Below are 19,129 nucleotides of genomic sequence, written 5' to 3' on the forward strand. Positions count from 1 at the left end.
CTACCGCTCCGGGCCTTGTCATACCTACCTGACCCAGCGTCACCAGGTCAGCGGCACGACGGGCTGCTTCGCACCGGTCGGCGGGACGACGTACTTCTGCAAGGCGTAACTCATCACATCGCGGAACACCGGGCCTCCTTGACCACCACCGCTGCGCCCGTTCGTCGGGTTCTGCAGTACGACGTACGTAACGAAGCGCGGGTTGTCGGCGGGAGCGAATCCGGCGAAAGAAGTCGCCCACTTGCGGTAGCAGCCGCAGGCCGAGTCCACTTCCTGCGCCGTACCGGTCTTGCCGGCTACGCGGTAGCCGTCGATCGCGGCCTGGGTCGCCGTACCACCCTTGGCGGTGACGGCCTCCATCATCATCGACACCTGCTTGGCCGCGGAGTCGCTGACCACCCGGCGCGGCGGCGCGGCCGGGTTCGGGATCGTGGTGCCGTTGCCGTCGACGTAGTTCCTCACCAGCTTGGGCGGCATGTAGACGCCGCCGTTGGCGACCGCGTTCACCGCGGCGGTCATCTGCACGGCGTTCGCGGACAGGCCCTGGCCGAACGCCACGTTCGACCGGGTCAGCTCGGTCCACTCGTCACCCGGGGGCATCAGGCCGCGGCTCTCGCCGGGGAAGTTCAGCCCGGTCGGCTCGCCGAAGCCGAAGTCCTTCAGGTAGTGCACGAACTCCGGGATCCGCATCTGCTGCGACGCGATGATGGTGCCGACGTTCGACGACTTGGCGATCACACCGGCGATGGTGAGGTTCAGGGTGCCGTGGTCGAAGTGGTCCCGGATCGTCCGCCGCTGCACGGAGATGCTGCCGGGCACCTTGAGCTTGGTGTCCAGCGAGATCTTGCCGGCGTCGGCCAGCGCGGCCATCGTGACCACCTTCTGCACGCTGCCCGGTTCGTAGACCTGCTCGAGCGCGGGGTTCTTCAGCGCACCCGTCTTGACCGGCTTGTTCGGGTCGTAGGTCGGGTAGTTGGCCATCGCGAGCACCTCACCGGACTTGACGTCCATGGTGACCACGGTGCCAGACGCCGCCTTGTACTGCTTGACCGCCTGCTCGATCCGCTTCTCCGCGAACCACTGCAGGTCGGCGTCCAGGGTGAGCTGTGCGGTGACGCCCGGCTTCGGCTCCTCGACGGTGTGGTCGGCGTTCGGGATCTTGTTGCCCTTGGCATCCACCTCGTACATCGCCTTGCCGTCCTGTCCGGACAGCTTGTCGTTCAGGCCGTACTCGAGCCCGGCCAGACCCTTGCCCTCGGCACCGACGATGCCGACCACGTTCGCGGCGATGGTGCCGTTCGGGTGGCTGCGGACCGGGTCGGACTCGGTGTAGAGGCCGGCCAGCAGTGGCGCCTCCTGCTCCTTCGGCAGACCCTTGTTCGCCTCGTTGATCTTGACGTTGCGGGCCTTGAGCTCGGCCTCGATCTGGTTCCACGTCTGCGGGCTGACCTGGTGCGCGAGCAGCACATAGCGACCCTTGCGGGTCAGGTCCGCCAGCAGCTCGGGGTACGACGTACCGGCGATCCTGCCCGCCAGCAGCGTCGCCAACTGAGGAGCGACGGCGGTCGTCTGGGTCGGGTCGGCGGTGATCGCCACCGCGTCCTCCGACACCGACAGCGGCACGCCGTTGCGATCCAGGATCGCGCCACGAGACGCGTGCAGCACGAAGGGCTTGGTGTTCTCCTTCGTCGCCGCCAGCGCGTACGAGTCGGGGTCGACGCCCTGCAGCAGGATCAGCCGGCCCGCGAACAGTGACAGCACGAACGCCATCACGCCGAAGGTCACCCGCAGCCGCAGCGCGGGACGACCGAGCTTCAGCGTCCGCGGCGGACGCTTCGGCCTCGGCCGGCGCGGTGGCCGCCTGTTCTGCGGCGGTCGCTTCCTGGGCGGCTGCCCCCCGGTACGACGCGGCGCGGCGCGGCCGTTGCCTGCCGCAACAGCCGCGACCTTCCGTGAGCGCCTCGGAGCGGCCTTCTTCGCCGCGGCGCTCTTCCTCGGAGCCGCGCTCTTCCTCGGATCCGCGCTCTTCCTCGGATCCGCGGCCTTCCTCGGGGCCGCAGTCTTCCGTGGGTTGGCAGCAGACGGTCGGCGTGCCGGTGTCTTGCGCGGGTCGGCTGCGTCGCGTGCGGCGGCCGTCTTGCGAGGGCCGTTCGGGTTTCTGCGGGGCTCACCGGCGCGGCTTGCGGACTTGCGAGGCTCTCCCGTGGCCTTGCGCGGTCCGTCAGCACGCGGTGCTGTCTTCCTGGGGGCTGCCTTGCCATCGGCCGCCTCCCGGGGGACGCGGGGTGCTTCCCCGCGAGGCTCCCCGGTGCGCCTCCGCGGCTCCCCCTTGCCGGGTTCGCCAGTGCGACCGGGACGCTGCGCATTGGAGCGCCCGCTCTCCGTAGCGGCCGGACGGCGAGGCGAGGCCCGCCGGAGCGGGTCGCCCCGCTCCGGATCGCCGCCACGCCTGCGTGGCGGCTCGTTGCCCCGTCGCTCCGTCATCCGATCAGCCCCCGGTCGCTGTGTTGGCGCCTGCCCCTGTCGTGGTGCCTGATGTCGTCGTTCCCGATGTTGCGCCTGGTGTCGCGGGCGGCTTGTTGGCCGGCGGCTTCGTGGTGGTGCCGGCTGGCGGCTTCGTCGTGGTACCGGCCGGCGGCTTGGTGGTGGTACTGGCCGGCGGCTTGTTGGCCGGGTTGGCGGTTCCGGTGTTCGGCGTGGGGTTGCCCGCGGGCGGGTTCGTGGTGCCGGTGGCGGGCGGCTTGGGCGTGACGGCCGGCGGCTTCGGGACCACCGGTGTGGAGGTAGTCGCGCCGGTCGGCGTCCCCGGGCCGAACATCGCCGTACCGGTGCCGGCCTTGCCTTCGGCGGGCACGCCGAGCACCTGTCCGTCGGACAGCCGCAGGAAGACCGGGTTCGGGTTCGGCACCATGCCCATCTTCAGGGCGCGGTCGGCCAGGTTCTGCGGCGACTCGAGCGTGCGGACCTGCCGCTCCAGCTGCTCCTGCTGGTCGCGCAACTGGTCCGCCTGCTGGTTCAGGCTGGTCACCTGGAACGTGCCGCGCTGCAGCTCGGTGTTGAGCAGCAGCAGACCGACCAGGCCGGCCGCGAGCAGCGACAGCACGAAGATGACGAACGGCATCCGCGGCGGCCGGAACGGCGCGCCGTAGACCACCCTGAGCTTCGGCTCCGCCTTCGCAGCCGGCGTCGGCGTGACCCGCGCCTTGGACGGGCTGAACACAGTGCTCATCAGGCCACCAAGCCCTTCTCGCGAACGCGTTCGGCCGCCCGCACCCGGACCGAGGCGGAGCGCGGGTTCTCCGCGAGCTCTTCCTCGGTGGGCCGCTCGGCTCCGCGGGTCAGCAGCTTGAGGTAGGGCTCGTGACCGGCCGGAATCACCGGCAGGTCATCGGGCACGTCGGTCTTGGTGCCGGCCGCCAGTGTCTGCTTGGCGATCCGGTCCTCCAGCGAGTGGTAGCTCATCACCACGATCCGGCCGTGCAGCGCGAGCGCCGCGACGGCCGAGGGCAGCGCGCGCCGCAGTACCTCGAGCTCGCCGTTGACCTCGATCCGCAGCGCCTGGAAGGTCCGCTTGGCCGGGTGTCCCCCGGTCCGGCGGGCCGCCTGCGGGATCGCGTCGCGGACCAGCTCGGACAGCCGGGCACTGTTGGTGAACGGCTCGGTCTCGCGCGCCTTGACGATCCGGTCCGCGATCCGCCGGGAGAACTTCTCCTCGCCGTACTGGAACAGGATCCGGGCCAGGTCGGCCGCGCTGTAGGTGTTCAGGATGTCCGCGGCCGTGGTCGGCGCGGTGCTGTCCATCCGCATGTCGAGCGGCGCGTCCTGCGCGTAGGCGAAGCCGCGGTCCGCCTCGTCCAGCTGCATGGAGGAGACACCGAGGTCGAAGAGGATCCCGTCGATCGCGGGGATGTCCAGGCGCTCGAGCACCTGCGGCAGTTCGTCGTACACGGCGTGCACCAGCGTGGTGCGCTCGGCGTACGGCGCGAGGCGCTCGCCGGCCAGGCGGAGTGCTTCGGGGTCGCGGTCGAGCCCGATCAGGTGGGCCTCCGGGCAGGTGCGCAGGAATGCCTCGGAGTGACCGCCGAGCCCGAGGGTGGCGTCGACGAGGACGGCACCGGAGTGCGCGAGGGCGGGAGCGAGGAGGGCGACGACGCGGTCGAGCATCACCGGGACGTGGCGCGAGGAGGGCTCGGGAGTCGGCATGGCGTCAGCCCACCGAACCCTTCGCACCGCGCTCAGCACCGTCCATCTCGACCCTTCCATAGCCGCGGGAGCGACCCAGCCCCCGCGGGTTCTCTTGCACTGCGTCCTGCTGGTGACCGGTTCCGGGCCCGGTTTGCGGCGGGTCTGGATCCGGCTGGGTGGTGCCGGGCGGGTGAGCGTCCGTCGCGGTGGAGCGGTGCGTCGTCCGGTCAGATCGCGGGTACGCCTTCCGGGGAAGTACCTCTCGTCTTGGCGCCGGGGAAGTGACGCCAAGGCCGGAGGTCGGAAGTCGGACCCGTGATCTCACCGGACGCTCTCCGGCTCTGCTCGCGGGCAGCTTCTAGAAGATGCCGGGCAGTACCTCCTCGGACAGGTCGGCGAATGCCTGCTCCTGCTCCGCGGAGTACCTGTTCCAGTTCTCCGTGTTCCAGATCTCCACTCTGTTCATCGCCCCGATGACGACGCAATCGCGATCCAGTCCGGCGTAATCGCGCAGCATCGGCGGGATGGTGACCCGGCCCTGCTTGTCCGGCACCTCGTTCGAGGCGCCGGCGAACAACATCCGCAGGTAGTCCCGTGCACCCTTGTTGGTGATCGGGGCCTGCTTCAGCTGCTCTGTCAGTTGGACGAACTCCACCTCGGGCCACACGAACAGCGACCGCTCCTGTCCGCGCGTGATCACCAGACCCTCCGCGAGTTCGTCCCGGAACTTCGCCGGCAGGAACAGCCGGCCCTTGTCGTCGAGCTTGGGGAAGTGAGTTCCGAGGAACACGCTCCACCTCCCCGTTGCGGACCCTCCGACTCAGGTCGAGCTTGTTGTCCACCATTTCAGTACCACTGCGCTCCACCTTACTCCACTTTGCCCCACCGTCAACCAAATCCACCCCGTTTCGCTCCCCCGTACGCTGGAGGTCACAGATCAGCAACAACGGGTGAGGGCCATTTCGATGAACGCCGAAACGACTGGTAACGAAACGCGCGGAGATCTAGGCCGGACCCCTGAGCCAGGTGAGAATGAATCGGCCATCAACCAATGGGGAGGACCAAGGGTGAGCACCACCGCGACCAGCTCGGCGATGGATTTCGACGAGCTGACGGAGGTGGCGGGACGGGTCCGCCGAGCCATCGAGACAGTGATCGAGGGCAAACCCGACGTGGTCGAAGTAGCCGTGACCGTGCTGCTGGCCGAAGGACATCTACTGATCGAGGACGTGCCGGGCGTCGGCAAGACGATGCTCGCGAAGGCGCTGGCCCGGTCGATCGACTGCACGGTGCGGCGGATCCAGTTCACGCCGGACCTGCTCCCGTCGGACATCACCGGCGTGTCGGTCTTCAACCAGGAGGTCCGCGACTTCGAGTTCAAGCCGGGTGCGGTGTTCGCGAACATCGTCGTCGGTGACGAGATCAACCGCGCCTCGCCGAAGACGCAGGCCGCGCTGCTGGAGTCGATGGAGGAGCGCCAGGTCACCGTCGACACCACGACGTACCAGCTCGAGGCGCCGTTCATGGTGATCGCGACGCAGAACCCGATCGAGATGGAGGGCACCTATCCCCTCCCCGAGGCCCAGCGCGACCGCTTCATGGCCCGGCTCTCGATGGGGTACCCCGAGCCGGCCGCCGAGATCCGGATGCTCGACGGGCACGCCGCCGCCGAGCCCCTCGACACTCTCCAGCCGGTGACCGACGGACAGGAGATCCTGCGGCTGGTGAAGACCGTGCACTCGGTGCACGTGTCCGAGTCGGTCAAGGAGTACGCCGTCGCGCTGGTCGGGGCCACCAGGCGTTCGCAGGAGTTGCGGCTGGGCGCGAGCCCACGAGCCACGCTGCACCTGGTCCGGGCCGCCCGGGCCGCGGCGGCGCTGGACGCGCGCGAGTTCGTGCTCCCGGACGACATCCAGGAGCTCGCCGTACCGGTGCTGGCTCACCGCGTCCTGACGGCGGCAGAGGCCCACCTCGGTGGGCGGGGCGCCGCCGACATCATCTCCGGGCTGGTGGCCTCGGTGCCGCTGCCCCGCACTCGTCGGGACTGAGACATGCGGCAGGCACTGCGCGGACTGACCACCCGGGGACGGGCATTCGTCGCAGCCGGGATCACTGCTTCCTTGTGTGCGCTCCTGCTCGGCCAGAAGGACCTGCTGCGGGTCGGCATCCTGCTGGTGGCCCTGCCGATCATCGCGGCACTGGTCGTCGGCCGGACCCGGCTGCGGCTGCAGGTCCGGCGCAGCCTCACGCCGGACCAGGTCTCGGTGGGCAGCCAGGCGACCGTCGAGCTTGCCCTCAGCAACCAGGGCCGGATGCCCGCCGGGCTGTTGCTGCTGGAGGACCGCATTCCTTATGTACTGGGACACCGGCCGCGGTTCGTGGTCGACCGCGTCAGCCCCAACTGGCGGCGTACGGTCACCTACTCGGTGAAGTCCGACGTCCGGGGCCTGTTCCAGGTCGGGCCGTTGATGCTGACGGTCGCGGACCCCTTCGGGCTGGTGGAGACCAGCCGGACGTTCACCCGAAGCCAGCACCTGCTGGTCACGCCGCGGGTGTTCAAGCTGCCCGAAGTACGGCTCGGCGCCGACCGCGCGGGGTCCGGCGAGAACCGGCCGCGGGCGATCGCGTCCGCGGGTGAGGAGGACGCCACCGTTCGCGAGTACCGCGACGGCGACGACCTGCGCCGGGTGCACTGGCGGTCGACGGCACGGCGTGGCTCGTTGATGGTCCGCCGGGAGGAGCAGCCCTGGCAGAGCCGGTGCTCGATCTTCCTGGACGCGCGGACCATCTCGCACCACGGGCACGGTCCGTCGTCCAGCCTCGAGTGGGCCGTCAGCGCGGCCGCCTCGGTCGGCGCGGACCGGATCCGCCGCGGCTATGCGACCACCCTGCTCGGCGGGCCGACCACGCTGTCCGCGATCAGCCACCGCAGCTCGACCGCGGTGCACCAGCCGCTCACCACCCAGCAGTTGCTGACCGAGTGCGCGACGGTGGAGGAGCACAAGTACGCCGAGATCGGTCCGCTGTTGACCGTCGACCGGCACTACCAGGAGCCGAGTCTGGTGGTCGCGATCGTCGGCGCCCTCGGCTCCGAGGACATCACCTCGCTCAACCGCTGGCGGACCACCCAGGCGACCGGGGTGGCGCTCTTGCTCGATGCGGCAAGCTGGGCAGTAGGTGCGGAGGGAACCGAGAAGTCGGCCCGGCTGACCGCTCAGACCGACGCCACCGAGAACGAGCTGCGCCGCAACGGCTGGCGGGTCGCCAGAGTGCAGCGCGGTGACCATCTCCCGACCGTGTGGTCCACCCTGGGACTGCGGAGCGGAAGGATCGCATGACCGGCCACGTCAGGATCTCCCTCGCCGCCTGGGTAGCGACCGTGCTGGGCGCCCTGGTGCTCACGCCGGTCTTCTCCGGACCGTTCCTGTTCATCAGCGCGTTCCTCTGCGGCGCCGTCACCGGCACCGGGATCCTGCTGCAGAACTGGCGCGCACCCCGGTTCGTCGTACCGGTCGTGCAGCTGGCCGTCCTGGTCGAGCTGATCTCCTTCTTCTTCCTGCGGGACACGCTGAAGTTCGGGCTGTTCCCGTGGAAGGAGACGGTGCTCGAGTTCAACGACCAGATGGTCAACGCGATGGACTCGATCAACCGCTTCAGCGCGCCGCTGCCGCCGGACTCGCACCTGACGTTGTTCGCCGCCTCCGTGATCGCGGCCGCCGGGCTGCTGATCCACCTGGTCGCAGTACAGCTCAAGCAGGCGGCTTGGGCGGGCTTGCTGTTGCTGACCATGTACACGGTGCCTGCCGCGACCGTGCACGGCGGACTGCCGGCGCTGCTGTTCATCCCGCCGGCCGTCGGCTACATCGTGCTCCTGTCGGCCGAGGGCCGGACCAGGCTCAGCCGCTGGGGTCGCCGGATCTCCGGGGTCTCACACCTCGACGCGTCCGAGCCCATCGAGGCCTCGGCGCTCGGGCAGGCCGGCCGCCGCATCGGTCTGACCGTGGTCGCCCTTGCCACCCTGCTGCCGGCCCTGCTCCCCGCACTGCCGGAAGGTGTGGTCGGGAACGGACTGGCAGGTGGTGGAGCCGGAGGCGGTATCGGCGCCTCCATCACGACGGCCGACCCGATGCTCGACATGGGCAAGAACCTGAAGCGCGGCGACAACGTGACCGCGCTGACCTACACGGGCAAGCCGACCTACCTGCGACTAACCTCGCTCGACCTCTTCGACGGCCGGACCTGGCGGCTCTCCCCGCGCCAGGAGGGCCAGAAGATCACCAACTCGCCGTTGAGCCCCCCGCCCGGTTTCTCCGGCGACCTCGGCAAGCTGGGGCAGACGAAGATGAAGATCGAGGTGACCCGGAACTTCCGGTCCCAGTTCGCGCCGGTGCCGTATCCGCTGCGGACGATCTCGCTGAAGAACCGGTGGCGCTTCGACACCAGCTCGCTGGACGTCGTCTCCGCGAACGGGCAGGTCGTTGGCGGGCAGAAGTACGAGCTGAGCTACTACGAGCTGGCGCCGACCCCCCAGCAGCTGAACGACGCCGTCAACGGCACCGCGCCGGACCAGTTCACCAGCTCGATCCCGAGCCGGACGCCCAAGAGCATCAGGGATCTGGCGAGCCAGGTCACGCGGGGCTCGAACGGCAACCACTTCCAGGAAGCGGCCATGCTGCAGGAGTGGTTCCGGACCAGCGGCGGTTTCACCTACAGCACGGCGGCCAGCAGCGAGAGCGGGATGCGCGCGCTGGAAGCCTTCCTGACGGACAACAAGACCGGGTATTGCGAGCAGTTCGCGACCGGCATGGCGCTGATGGCCCGCATCCTCGGCATCCCTGCCCGGGTCGGGATCGGCTTCCTGCCCGGCCAACCCGCCAAGGACAACCAGAACGTCGTGAAGATGCACGACATGCACGCGTGGCCCGAGCTGTACTTCCAGGGCTACGGCTGGATCCGCTTCGAGCCGACGCCGTCGGCCCGGGTGGCGACCCCCCCGACCTGGACGAACGCGGTACCGCCGGGCACCAACACGCCGAGCATCTCGCCGAGCACCGGACCGGTGTCCCCGGGCCAGAGCGAGGACCCGGGCATCAGCAAGCCGACCAACCCGCGCGAGCTGCCGGAGGACAACGGCATCGGCGTGATCGACGCCGGCAACTGGTGGACCAACGGTGGCGGTAAGGCGATCGGCCTGGGCGTCGGCGCGATCGCGCTGCTGTGCATCCCCTGGCTGATCCGTAGTCTGACCCGCCGCCGCCGCTTCGCCCGTCCGCCGGGACGCATCGGGGTGGAGGGCCTGTGGGCCGAGGTCCGCGACACGTCGCGCGACCTGGGGCTCGACTGGTCCGAGATCGCCACCCCGCGGCAACTCGGCACCTGGCTGACCACCAAGCTCCCCGCCGAGAACCATGCGCAGGCGCTGAAACTGGCCCGAGGCGTCGAGTCCATCCGGTACGCCGGCCAGGCCGACGCGGAGGTGGACCTCCGCACCGAGGCCGCCGCGGTCCGCAAGGCCCTGTGGAGCCAGGCCAAGCTCTCCCGCCGCTGGCGAGCCCGGATCCTGCCGCCCTCGTGGCGCTGGTACCTCAACCGAGGCAGCGCCGAGGCCTCCGACCTCCTCGACGAGTTCGACCTCCTCCTAGCCCGCATCCGCTCCGCGATACTCCCCCGCCGAGCCCACTAACCGACCGCAACGCAGCCCCGCTCCCACCGGAGCGGGGCTGCTGCCTTTTTCGGACCGCACAACACAACCCGGCCACCGCGAACATGCCACCGCACCACCGCCTCCCACGCCACCAGCCATCTCCACAGTCGCACCCCCGAAGCCACTCATCCGGACAGTGCGAAGCACAGCCACGAATCAGGGTCCGCGGCTCAGGCACGCGGCGGAGCCCGCGGCCCAGGCACGAGGCACAGGCGCGAGGCGGGACCCGTAGCTCAGGCATGAGGCAGAGGCCGTGGCCGGCGCGAGAGTTGGCGCGAGGAGCTGGCGCGCCGCCTGAGCGCGAGGAGGTGAGGTGCGGCCTGGGTGCGAGGCCAGGTGATCAGCTCACCCATTCGCGCCGGCCTCCAGCGGGGCTGGTCGCGTCGGCTTCAGGGACGCAGCACTTACCGGCAGGCGCCTCAAGGGCTCAGCCCGGCAGCGACGCTGCATGTCGGAAAACCGCGGGGATCAGAACCACGTCCGCGCACGCTGCGTGTCGGAGTACTGGGGGAAACAGAACCACACCCTGCGCCGGGGCGTGGGTGTGGTTCGGGTGATGCTCAGGTCAGGCTGCGGGGCGCGTCAGAGGTCCTCGTCGCGGCGACGCCGCCAACGGTCTTCCATCCGCTCCATGAAGCTGCCGGACGACTCGTGTCTGGTTCTGTGCCGCTTGGACGGTGGCGGCGGCGGCAGGTCATCGCCATCACTCGTACCGCTCAGGCGCTTCATGCTCAGCGCCGCGATGTACAGACAGGCAACCATCACGACGAAGCCGATAACTCCGATGATGGTGTTGGGAATGATCGCGCCGGCCATCAAAATACCGATGCCCAGCACAAATCCAACGCCGGCAAGCACTGCCCGGCGCTTGTAATACAAGCGCACATTTGTTCCTCGCATGGCGGAGACGAACTTCGGGTCTTCCGCAGCGAGGGCACGTTCGAGCTGCTCGAACTGGCGCTGCTCTTCTTCCGAGAGGGGCACCGTCGATCCCTCCATGGTGAGCGCGATCTCGATAGGCCGAGTCCAGTCTAGGCCGCCCGTGCGGTCCACGAAACCCTGACCGCCTCTCCCGCGCGTCACGGTCGCGCAACTCCACCCCGTAACCACCCCTCCCCACCCGCCAAAACCCTCAATTCCCATCCCTCTCCGCTCCCCGAACCCCACCACCCCGGCGTGTCGCCCCACCCGCTCCAACCACAGCCAGTAACCACCTGCCCCACCAAGCCCCGACTGCGGCGCACCACCACTTCCCCACAACAGCCCCGCAGCCCCTGCACCCGCCGGACGCCACCAGCCACCACTGCCAACGGCTGCTCCTGACCGCCCCGCTGTGCAGACCACTGGACGGGCAGAGCCAGTAGTTCGCCGGCGCAGCGGGGCCGCCGCGGGGTACGGCAAGCGGCCGACATCGAGCGGGTTCCCAGTGGACACAGGCCATTCGAGGCCGGTGCGGCAGCCTCAACGGCTGCGACTAGGAGGGCGCAGGGTCGCGCGTGGCCTTGAGTTATTGGCGGCTGCGCGAGCTGGAGTTTGGGGCGCCAAAGTGGGGAGCAGATCGGGCGGATCGCAGGCGACCGGCGGCCAGCGATCGCGGCACCGTCGTACTCCGCACTTCGTGACGCGGTGGAGCTCTCGTCGGACGGATGAGTCCTCGCGATGGCTGCCTGTGCGGGCGCTGCAGACCAGGAGGCAGCCGGGAACCTGGCTGAAGAGGTCGCCTGGAGTGGTGGCGAGCGGGTTAGCGGGTGGCGAGGATGTGGAGTTGGGGGGCTAGGGCTCGGAATGCGGGGTGTTGACTGGCGGCGCGTTCCAGTTCGGCGAGGGCTTCGGGGGCTCCTGGTTCGGAGTCGACGAAGGCCGACGGGACGAGGTCGGCGAACGTGCGGACTCCGTGGATGGTGTGGACCATGAAGCCGGCTTCTGCCAGTTGGGCGGTGATGCCGGCTTCGTCGAAGCGGCGGGGCATGGGATCGTTCGGGCCCCAGCGGCCGTCGGCGTCCTGGAGTGCGACGCGGGCCTCGGTGAGGTGACCGGCGAGGGCGCGGGCCAGGACCACTGCGTTGCGCTGGGCAACCAACAGGCTGAGGACGCCGCCTTCTCGAAGTACGGAGGCCATCGCCTGGAGCGCCTGGGCGGGATCGTCGACGACCTCGAGAACCCCGTGGCACAAGACGGCATCGGCACTCGAATCCCCCGCCAGCCCAGGGAGTTCATTGGCGTCACCCTGGACACCGCGGACGAGCTTGCTCACGCCTTCGTCACTCGCGCGCCGCTCCAGTGATGCCAGTGCATCCGGACTGGGATCGATGACCGTGACGCGGTGACCCTCGACTGCCAGCGGTACGGCGAACCCACCGGTCCCACCCCCGAGGTCGACGATGTCGAGACCTGCTCCGGGATCGGTACGCGCCCTGCCGGCAAGTGCCACGCGCAGGGCCTCGGCGACCAGCGCCGTACGCACCGAGCGGCGACGTCGGTCGACCATCGTGAATGCCCTCCTCGGCTACGGATCCGCTGCGGGCAACACCCTACTTCCCACCAACCCCGACTCCCCCACCCACCAACCCGTCCCACCAGGTCGCTTCCCCAGCAACTGCCACGGACGCAGGTTGGAGGCGGCGGACGGGGCCCGGGGGCTAGCTCGCTTGCATCCAGGGTTGGGCTAGGACTGATTGGGGGTCGGAGGAGGCGGGGAGGACGGATTGAGTGGTCAGGTGGAGGCTGGATTCGACCAGTGCGTAGAAGGTTTCTACGGCTCGGACCAGGTCGTCGGCTTCGCGGATGGTGACTGCTCGCTCCAGGCCTGCTTCGGCGGCCGCGCGTTGGGTGGCGCCGGCGGCGAAGAAGGTGGCCCATTCACCGAACTCAGGCGCTACCTCGGCCAGCAGCACCCAGGCGTTGCGCTGGACGCGGCGACGCGGGCCGGAACGGACCGGGCGGGCCCGGACCGCGAGGACCGCGGCGGCGACTCGCAGGGCTGCCACGTGGGCGCTCGAGTAGCGGATCAGGTGGTCGTCGGTCTCCCGCGCCTCGGCCAGTGCCAGCCGGGCCCGGGAAAGATCGCGGCTGGCCGATCCAGCGGCCGCCGGTGCAACCGGTGAAACTGTCATCGGTCCGTCACCCTCTCCAATTGCCAGCGTCCGGAGTCGGGGTCGTGCGCGAGATCGAACATCTCCCGCCGACCGTGCCGGCCGCACCCCGCCTCCACTCGGTAGACCGCCCGCTGCGGCCCCCAATCTGCATCAAGCACACCGACAGCCGCGGATGATCCCGCGGCAGCAGAGGATCCCGCCACGGCCGGAGCGACACCGACACCGGAACCGATCACGCCGCGCTCCCACCAGGCCGCCGTCTCCACCCACTGGGCTTCAACCGCACAGACCCGCCACAAGCGCCCGCGCCACAGAAACTGCTCTGGAGTCTCGATGCCGTCCACGACGCCTGAACGCACCTCAACGGCTTCGTCGAACTCCCACATGCTCCATCGCCTCCTGTGCGCGAACTTCTTCCCCTGGTCAGCGGCCCGGTGGGTGGACGCGAGGTGGGGGTCGAGGTCCACCTCTGCGCCCGGCCCACCGGGACCACCGGTTACCGATGCGGCCGCAACTCCGCACCGGAGTCCTCCAGCTGCTCTGATCGCCCGCGGCCGGTCTCCCGACGATTCCGGCTTGGCGGCAATCGAACATCTGTTCGAACACTTGAAGCCTAACCCTGCCCGCCGACAATCGTCAACGGGCCGTAAGCCCGGGACGACCCACCGCGGGCGGTCCTGCCGCCAGACTGGTCGCACCGACCGAATCGAGGCGAGGAGACCGATGTCGACGCCCAGCCGACGCGCCGTCGCCGTGACCGTGGTGGCGGTCGCCGCCGTGGTCGCAGCCGTCGCACTGCCGCTCTTCCAGCCGTGGCGGCTCTTCACCGACACGGTGGTCGACGAAGCGCTGCCTGGCGCCGATCCGATCTCCATGACCACATCCTCTGCGGCGCCACCGACAATTTCCGGCGACCGGAGCGGCACCCCCTCCAGCGGAGCGACAGAGGCACCCGGCAAGACCCAGTCCCGAGGACCCGAACGCCTCTCCACCGGCCGCTTCATCACCCATGAGCACGACACCCAGGGCACCGCGTCGATCGTCCGGCTGGCTGACGGCAGCCGGATCCTGCGACTGGAAGGCCTCGACACCTCCGACGGCCCCGACCTCGAGGTCTGGCTCAGCGACGCCCCCGTACTGGAGGGCAAGGCCGGCTGGCACGTGTTCGACGACGGCCGGTACCGCAGCCTCGGCCAACTCAAGGGCAATCGCGGCAACCAGAACTACCCGATCCCCGCCTCGGTCGAGCTCGCCGACTTCACCAGCGTGTCGATCTGGTGCAACCGCTTCAACGTCTCCTTCGGCGCCGCGAAACTCCTGCAGGTTTGAGGAAAACCACACCCCGACTGTGCGGAAAACCGGATGTGATCGGCCGACCGCGCGAATTACTGTCGACCCATGGCAACAGACAGCGACTTCAGCTCCGCGAGAGACCTCAGCGCCGGGTTCCACGACGAGGTGGTCCATCCGTTGCTGGCCGGAATCCCTTACGCAGCAGGCTTGCTGGGCTGGGGCTCCGACGTGCTCGGCTACGACACAGCGCGTTCCACGGACCACGGCTGGGGTCCGCGACTCCACGTCTTCGTCGACGAGGAGCAGATCCCCCGCGTTGCCAAGCTGATCGGGGACGGCCTCCCCGAGCAGTACCGCGGTCATCCCGTCCGCTTCGGCTGGGACACCCAGCAGCCGATCCACCACGTCACCATCACCACGGTCGAAGCCTGGCTGAAGGACGACCTGGGCATCGAAAACAGCGCCGACAACGGCATGGCCACGGAAGACTGGCTGATCACCCCACAGCAGAAACTGCTCGGCGTCGTGGCCGGCCCCGTGTACGCCGACGACGGCCGCCTGCAGCCGATCCGCGAGGCCCTGAGGTGGTACCCGGACGATGTCTGGACCTGGATGCTCGCCTGCCAGTGGTCCCGGATCGCCCAGGAAGAGGCGTTCGTCCAGCGCACCGCGGAAGTCGGCGACCACCTCGGCTCGCGGGTCGTCGCCGCACGCCTGGTCCGCGACGTGATGCAACTCGCCCTGCTCATGGCGCGGACCTACGCGCCGTACACGAAATGGCTCGGTACTGCGTTCGCCGGGCTCGACCACGGCGACGGGCTCGACCGCGACCTGGAGGCGACCCTTGCCGCCGACACCCTGGCGGATCGCGAATGCGCGCTGGTCACGGCGTACGAGAAGGTCGCGCGCAGGCACAACGATCTCGGGCTCACCGAGCCGCTGGACCCACAGCCCAGGCAGTTCTTCGATCGCCCGGCGCAGGTGATCGGCGCGGACCGGTTCGTCGAGGCGTGTCTGGCGAAGGTGCGGGAACCCCGGGTGAAGGAGCTCGGGCTGGTCGGGTCGATCGACCAGTTCGCGGACAACACGGATGTCCTCAGCAACCCGGCCGCGTACAGAAAACTGATCAAGTTCTACGAGAAGTAGGGTTTCCAGCGTGAGCAAGCATCCCAACGTCCAGCGGGTCGCCGACGCCCTGGCGGCGGCCGGCGCCACCGGCGAGATCAGGATCCTCGACGAGGCGGTCCCGACCGCGGCGGCCGCGGCGGCGGAGCTCGGCTGCGAGGTCGGCGCGATCGCGAACAGCCTGATCTTCGACGGCGACGGTTCGCCCGTCCTGATCCTCACCTCGGGCGCGCACCGGGTGGACACCGCGAAGATCGCGGCGGAGCTCGGCATCGCCAAGCTGCGCCGGGCGACGCCGGAGTTCGTCAAGGAGCACACCGGCCAGTCGATCGGCGGGGTCGCGCCGGTCGGGCACCCGCACCAGGTGCGGACGCTGGTCGACACGGCGCTCGAGCAGTACGGCGAGGTCTGGGCCGCGGCGGGGATCCCTCACTCGGTCTTCCCGACCACCTACAAGGAACTCCTGCACCTCACGAACGGCACGCCGGTCACCGTCAACTGACGAATCCTGCCGGGACCGACGGTTCGGGCCGTTGCCTGACGAAACTAGATGACCTATTCCAAGGGGTATGGCCCGGCGTGGGGACTGTCGGGTGACTACGGCCGCGACTTCGAGACCACCCTGGCCAACACCGGCCTGAACCTGCTCCGCCCGGCCCGCTAGGGCGAGCCCTCACGACCAGGAGCCGAGTTCTTCAAACCGCTCCGACAGGTCATCGAATCCATCAACGACACCTTCAAGGGCCAACTCAACCTCGAACAGCACGGCGGCCACACCGCCGCCGGAGCCTGGATCCGCGTCCTACAACGCGTCCTCGCCCTGACCGCCGCGATCTGGCACAACGACCGCACCAGCCAACCCATCAAACGATCACTCCTGGCCTACGACCACTGAGGACCCCTTGGAATAGATCATCCAGCTGTTGGCTGCGACGCCGACTTTGTGGCCATGGGCGTCGGCAAAGACGCCGAAGGTTGTACCCGGCACCTGTTGGGCCGGCTGAACGATCTTCCCGCCGAGCTCCTTGGCCTTCTTCAACGTCGCGGCCACATCGGCGACACCGACAAAGGACCTCGTCCTCCGCGCCCTGTCGCGGGCCGATCGCCACATCCGGGCCGCCCTCGGCGCCCGTGTCGATGAACGTGTACCCCGGGAACGCACCTCCGGACGCGACCTTCCAGCCGAGGAGGTCGGCGAAGAACGTGCGGGTCGCTGCGGTCCGTCGAGGAGCGGCGTCACGATCCTCATCGGGCCGACCGCGCGGATGAGGCCGCGACCATTTGGTACCGCGGGAAACGCGGCGGTCCTCCGCTCTCACCCACGCAGGGCGGTCAGTACTGCGAGGACGCGGCGGTTGACGTCGGCGGATGGCTCGAGGCCGAGCTTGCGGAACATCGCCGCGCTCGCCGCCTCGACCGTGCGCTCGCTGATCGTCAGTTCGGTCGCGATCGCGGAGTTCGACCGGCCTTCCGCCATCAGCGCGAGGATCTCGCGCTCCCGTGACGTCAGCTGAGTCAACGGCGAGTCGGGCCGCCGGCGCTGCATCAACCGCGCCACGATCGTCGGATCGAGTACACACTCCCGATCCACCACGCGGCGAAGCGCGTCGACCAGAACCGCGATGTCGGACACCCGCTCCTTCAGCAGGTACCCCAGACCCGCCGGCTGATCAGCCAGCAACCGCTGGGCGTATCGCGGCTCCAGGTGCTGGCTGAGCAGGACAACCGCTGTACCTGGCTGCTGCTGCCGGATCTGGCGGGCGGCAACCAGCCCTTCGTCCTTGTGCCCGGGCGGCATCCGGATGTCCACGATCGCCACATCCGGGGCCTCCAGCGCGACCAGCCGCAGCAACTCGCCCGCGTCCTCGGCCTCGCCGACCACCTGTACCCCGGCGTCGGCCAGCAGGCGGGCCAGTCCTGAACGGACCAGCATCACGTCGTCCGCGACTACGACCCGCACGGGATCACCGCTGTCCAGTGATCGTCGCCCTCGGCAACCAGTTCGCCGCCGACCGCCCCGATCCGGTCGGACAGCGCAATCAGGTCCGGGCGCCGCACCACCGCTCCGCCGGGATCGAGGTCCGCCTGAACTGTCAGCGTCCCGTCCTCCTGCAGTACGACGATTCTGCCTCGGGTCGTCGTCGACGGCTCAGCGATACCAGCCAGCCACGCTGCCACCATCGCATAGGCCGCCATCGCCACCTCGGGTGCGACATCGTCGGTCATCCGGATCTCCAGCTCCGCCGGCACGTCAGATGCCGTCACCAGTTCGACCAGGGCAGGTTCGAGACCTTCGTCGACCAGCACGCCCGGGAAGATCCCATGGGCCAGCCTGCGCAACTGCGCGAGTGCCTCCCGGACCTTCGACTCCGCACACTCGATCCGGGCAACGGCCAGCCGATCCGCGCCGGTTCCTCCCTCGTCCGGGACGGCATCGGCCAGTGCCACCCGGAGTTGGAACCCCGCGCCGACCAGCCGCTGCTGAGCGCCGTCGTGCAGGTCTCGCTCGATCCGGCGACGCTCACCGTCCGACGCGGCGACCACTCGGCGCTGGGACGCGCGGACCTCGGTCAACCGGGCTTGCGCAACTGCGGCGAGCTGGGCGTTGCGCAGGGCAAGCAGAGTTGCCGGAGCAAGACCGGCCAGTACTTCGGCCGGCTCGACCCGGTTGCGGAGAACCAGCCGGGCCACGGCTGTCGGTCCGTCGTACAGCTCGACACATCGCGACGGCGCTGTCTTCGGGGCCTCGGCGCCGGTGCGGTCGAGCCACCGGTCCTCAGCCGCGAACTGGACGTCCAGCACCGGACCGCCCAGGATCGAATCGGCTGAGAGTCCGCTCACCAGTCGTTCGACGGCGTTCCGGACGTGCACGATGCGCAGATGGAGGAGACCGGCGGCGGCTCCCACGAGCGCGGCGGCGAGCGGTTCCAGCGGCTCGCCGGACAGCTGTGGTTCGATCGCCGTGAAATCGAGCCAGCGGAGCGTGGCCAAGGCGCCGAGGAACACCACGGCGACGAGCGTCGCAGCACTGACAAGACGGACCCTGGCCGTTGCCATGACAGCTACGACTGCGACAGCAGCGGCTGCCAGAGTGAGCGCGGTTGCGAGGCCGAGAGCCGGGCGGGTGTCCATGACCGGAGCGAGGATCGAGGGCACCCGGGCGCAGAGCTGCTGGCAGGACGGATGCTCGAACGGGTCGTAGCCGAGGAGTTGAACCCCTGCTCCGGCAATCGCCAGGCCAAGGCCCGTCATGATGAGACGCCGTCCACGATCGGACCAGGCTCGACCAGACCAGACAACGGCGACCGCGGCTGTGGCGGCCACCACCAGCGGGGAAGAGGCCACCATGGCCAGGCGCAGTCTGTCCGGCAGCGACTGGCTTGAGGCCAGCCAGGGCAGGATCGCGAGGCCGGTGGCGACCGCCAGCGCGGTCGCTCCTCCCCGGCTGTGCTGCCAGGTCGCCCAGATGCCGATCACCGAGATCAGCATCGCGACAAGCACCAGGGTCAGTCCCGCGGGAAGGCGCGTGCTGCCCGCCGCACTCGCGGCTGCACTCGTGACGGCACGGGCGACGGCGGTCATGCTGTCCATTGTGGGACCGATTGGACGCCGGCAGCTGCCGTGCTAGCCCCATCGGATCCAAGAGTCACCACGGTCGGCAACTCGTCGGACCACTCCTAGCGTCCGAGGTACCGGATCTCGTGTGGGGTCCGGTCAGGTCGAGGAG

17 protein-coding genes and 1 pseudogene are annotated in these 19,129 nt (G+C 69.4%); 7 read left to right on the top strand and 11 right to left on the bottom strand.

The features are described from left to right. Positions 1-39: 39 nt before the first annotated feature. From EV644_RS06910 to mraZ, 4 genes are all read right to left on the bottom strand, one after another. Positions 40-1,770 (bottom strand): peptidoglycan D,D-transpeptidase FtsI family protein, encoded by a 1,731-nt coding sequence (locus EV644_RS06910; protein WP_241997999.1) that lies wholly within the window; start codon positions 1,768-1,770, stop codon positions 40-42. 718 nt (positions 1,771-2,488) lie between these two features. Further along, the gene (gene ftsL / locus EV644_RS06915) at positions 2,489-3,229 is read right to left on the bottom strand and encodes a cell division protein FtsL (protein ID WP_241997997.1); all 741 of its coding nucleotides are present in this window, start codon (positions 3,227-3,229) and stop codon (positions 2,489-2,491) included. Beyond that, positions 3,229-4,203 (bottom strand): 16S rRNA (cytosine(1402)-N(4))-methyltransferase RsmH, encoded by a 975-nt coding sequence (gene rsmH / locus EV644_RS06920; protein ID WP_132188005.1) that lies wholly within the window; start codon positions 4,201-4,203, stop codon positions 3,229-3,231. The genes ftsL and rsmH overlap by 1 nt, the downstream gene beginning before the upstream one ends. Positions 4,204-4,543: 340 nt before the next feature. Then, entirely contained in the window at positions 4,544-4,975 is a 432-nt protein-coding gene (gene mraZ, locus EV644_RS06925) for a division/cell wall cluster transcriptional repressor MraZ (RefSeq protein WP_132188004.1), read from the bottom strand. Between the two features lie 304 nt (positions 4,976-5,279). On the opposite strand from mraZ, the gene EV644_RS06930 reads away from it, so the two are divergent. From EV644_RS06930 to EV644_RS06940, 3 genes are read left to right on the top strand one after another with little or no spacing between them, the layout of a single operon-like run. Next, entirely contained in the window at positions 5,280-6,233 is a 954-nt protein-coding gene (locus EV644_RS06930) for an AAA family ATPase (protein ID WP_132188341.1), read from the top strand. Positions 6,234-6,236: 3 nt separating this feature from the next. Then, positions 6,237-7,523 carry a DUF58 domain-containing protein gene (locus tag EV644_RS06935; RefSeq protein WP_132188003.1) on the top strand — a complete coding sequence of 429 codons (1,287 nt, stop codon included), beginning with the start codon at positions 6,237-6,239 and terminating at the stop codon, positions 7,521-7,523. Then, positions 7,520-9,868, top strand: coding sequence for a transglutaminase TgpA family protein (locus EV644_RS06940; protein ID WP_132188002.1), 2,349 nt, complete (start codon positions 7,520-7,522; stop codon positions 9,866-9,868). Before EV644_RS06935 ends, EV644_RS06940 begins: the two co-directional genes overlap by 4 nt. 603 nt (positions 9,869-10,471) lie before the next feature. Here the strand turns inward: EV644_RS06940 and EV644_RS06945 are convergent. The 4 genes from EV644_RS06945 to EV644_RS46095 form a co-directional block, all read right to left on the bottom strand. Continuing rightward, a complete protein-coding gene (locus tag EV644_RS06945; RefSeq protein WP_241997995.1) occupies positions 10,472-10,942 on the bottom strand; it encodes an SCO2097 family morphological protein in 471 nt (156 codons plus the stop codon). Positions 10,943-11,630: 688 nt separating this feature from the next. Next, entirely contained in the window at positions 11,631-12,377 is a 747-nt protein-coding gene (locus EV644_RS06950) for a methyltransferase domain-containing protein (RefSeq protein ID WP_132188000.1), read from the bottom strand. 151 nt (positions 12,378-12,528) lie between these two features. Beyond that, a complete protein-coding gene (locus tag EV644_RS06955; protein ID WP_132187999.1) occupies positions 12,529-13,002 on the bottom strand; it encodes an SAV_6107 family HEPN domain-containing protein in 474 nt (157 codons plus the stop codon). Next, positions 12,999-13,370: a DUF6504 family protein gene (locus EV644_RS46095; RefSeq protein WP_132187998.1), complete on the bottom strand. Its 372-nt coding sequence runs from the start codon at positions 13,368-13,370 to the stop codon at positions 12,999-13,001. Before EV644_RS46095 ends, EV644_RS06955 begins: the two co-directional genes overlap by 4 nt. Before the next feature lie 337 nt (positions 13,371-13,707). Between EV644_RS46095 and EV644_RS06965 the strand changes: the two genes are divergently transcribed. The 4 genes and pseudogenes from EV644_RS06965 to EV644_RS48150 all read left to right on the top strand — a co-directional run. Beyond that, a complete protein-coding gene (locus EV644_RS06965) occupies positions 13,708-14,313 on the top strand; it encodes a DM13 domain-containing protein (protein ID WP_132187997.1) in 606 nt (201 codons plus the stop codon). Between the two features lie 69 nt (positions 14,314-14,382). Beyond that, positions 14,383-15,423, top strand: coding sequence for a DUF4037 domain-containing protein (locus tag EV644_RS06970; protein WP_132187996.1), 1,041 nt, complete (start codon positions 14,383-14,385; stop codon positions 15,421-15,423). 10 nt (positions 15,424-15,433) lie between these two features. Continuing rightward, on the top strand, positions 15,434-15,904 hold the full coding sequence (locus tag EV644_RS06975; RefSeq protein WP_132187995.1) for a YbaK/EbsC family protein: 471 nt from the start codon (positions 15,434-15,436) through the stop codon (positions 15,902-15,904). A 96-nt stretch (positions 15,905-16,000) separates the two neighbouring features. Beyond that, positions 16,001-16,297, top strand: a pseudogene (locus EV644_RS48150) (IS982 family transposase); the annotation flags it as partial. On the opposite strand, the gene EV644_RS06985 reads toward EV644_RS48150, so the two are convergent. The 3 genes from EV644_RS06985 to EV644_RS06995 form a co-directional block, all read right to left on the bottom strand. Continuing rightward, positions 16,274-16,453, bottom strand: a complete 180-nt coding sequence (locus tag EV644_RS06985) for a VOC family protein (RefSeq protein ID WP_132187994.1) — start codon at positions 16,451-16,453, stop codon at positions 16,274-16,276. The pseudogene EV644_RS48150 and the gene EV644_RS06985 sit on opposite strands and share 24 nt — an antisense overlap. A gap of 264 nt (positions 16,454-16,717) precedes the next feature. Further along, the gene (locus tag EV644_RS06990) at positions 16,718-17,362 is read right to left on the bottom strand and encodes a response regulator transcription factor (RefSeq protein ID WP_132333342.1); all 645 of its coding nucleotides are present in this window, start codon (positions 17,360-17,362) and stop codon (positions 16,718-16,720) included. Continuing rightward, the gene (locus tag EV644_RS06995) at positions 17,350-18,984 is read right to left on the bottom strand and encodes a sensor histidine kinase (RefSeq protein WP_158292760.1); all 1,635 of its coding nucleotides are present in this window, start codon (positions 18,982-18,984) and stop codon (positions 17,350-17,352) included. The genes EV644_RS06990 and EV644_RS06995 overlap by 13 nt, the downstream gene beginning before the upstream one ends. Between the last annotated feature and the right edge of the window lie 145 nt (positions 18,985-19,129).

The organism is Kribbella orskensis (assembly GCF_004342085.1).
GTDB lineage: Bacteria > Actinomycetota > Actinomycetes > Propionibacteriales > Kribbellaceae > Kribbella > Kribbella orskensis.

Coding starts and splice junctions, on each gene's coding strand:
- EV644_RS06950 (WP_132188000.1), bottom strand. CDS start 12,377: ATGGTCGACCGACGTCGCCGCTCGGTGCGTACGGCGCTGGTCGCCGAG.
- EV644_RS06940 (WP_132188002.1), top strand. CDS start 7,520: ATGACCGGCCACGTCAGGATCTCCCTCGCCGCCTGGGTAGCGACCGTG.
- EV644_RS06935 (WP_132188003.1), top strand. CDS start 6,237: ATGCGGCAGGCACTGCGCGGACTGACCACCCGGGGACGGGCATTCGTC.
- EV644_RS06955 (WP_132187999.1), bottom strand. CDS start 13,002: ATGACAGTTTCACCGGTTGCACCGGCGGCCGCTGGATCGGCCAGCCGC.
- ftsL (WP_241997997.1), bottom strand. CDS start 3,229: ATGAGCACTGTGTTCAGCCCGTCCAAGGCGCGGGTCACGCCGACGCCG.
- EV644_RS06910 (WP_241997999.1), bottom strand. CDS start 1,770: ATGGCGTTCGTGCTGTCACTGTTCGCGGGCCGGCTGATCCTGCTGCAG.
- EV644_RS06995 (WP_158292760.1), bottom strand. CDS start 18,984: ATGACCGCCGTCGCCCGTGCCGTCACGAGTGCAGCCGCGAGTGCGGCG.
- rsmH (WP_132188005.1), bottom strand. CDS start 4,203: ATGCCGACTCCCGAGCCCTCCTCGCGCCACGTCCCGGTGATGCTCGAC.
- EV644_RS06930 (WP_132188341.1), top strand. CDS start 5,280: ATGGATTTCGACGAGCTGACGGAGGTGGCGGGACGGGTCCGCCGAGCC.
- EV644_RS06965 (WP_132187997.1), top strand. CDS start 13,708: ATGTCGACGCCCAGCCGACGCGCCGTCGCCGTGACCGTGGTGGCGGTC.
- EV644_RS06970 (WP_132187996.1), top strand. CDS start 14,383: ATGGCAACAGACAGCGACTTCAGCTCCGCGAGAGACCTCAGCGCCGGG.
- EV644_RS46095 (WP_132187998.1), bottom strand. CDS start 13,370: ATGTGGGAGTTCGACGAAGCCGTTGAGGTGCGTTCAGGCGTCGTGGAC.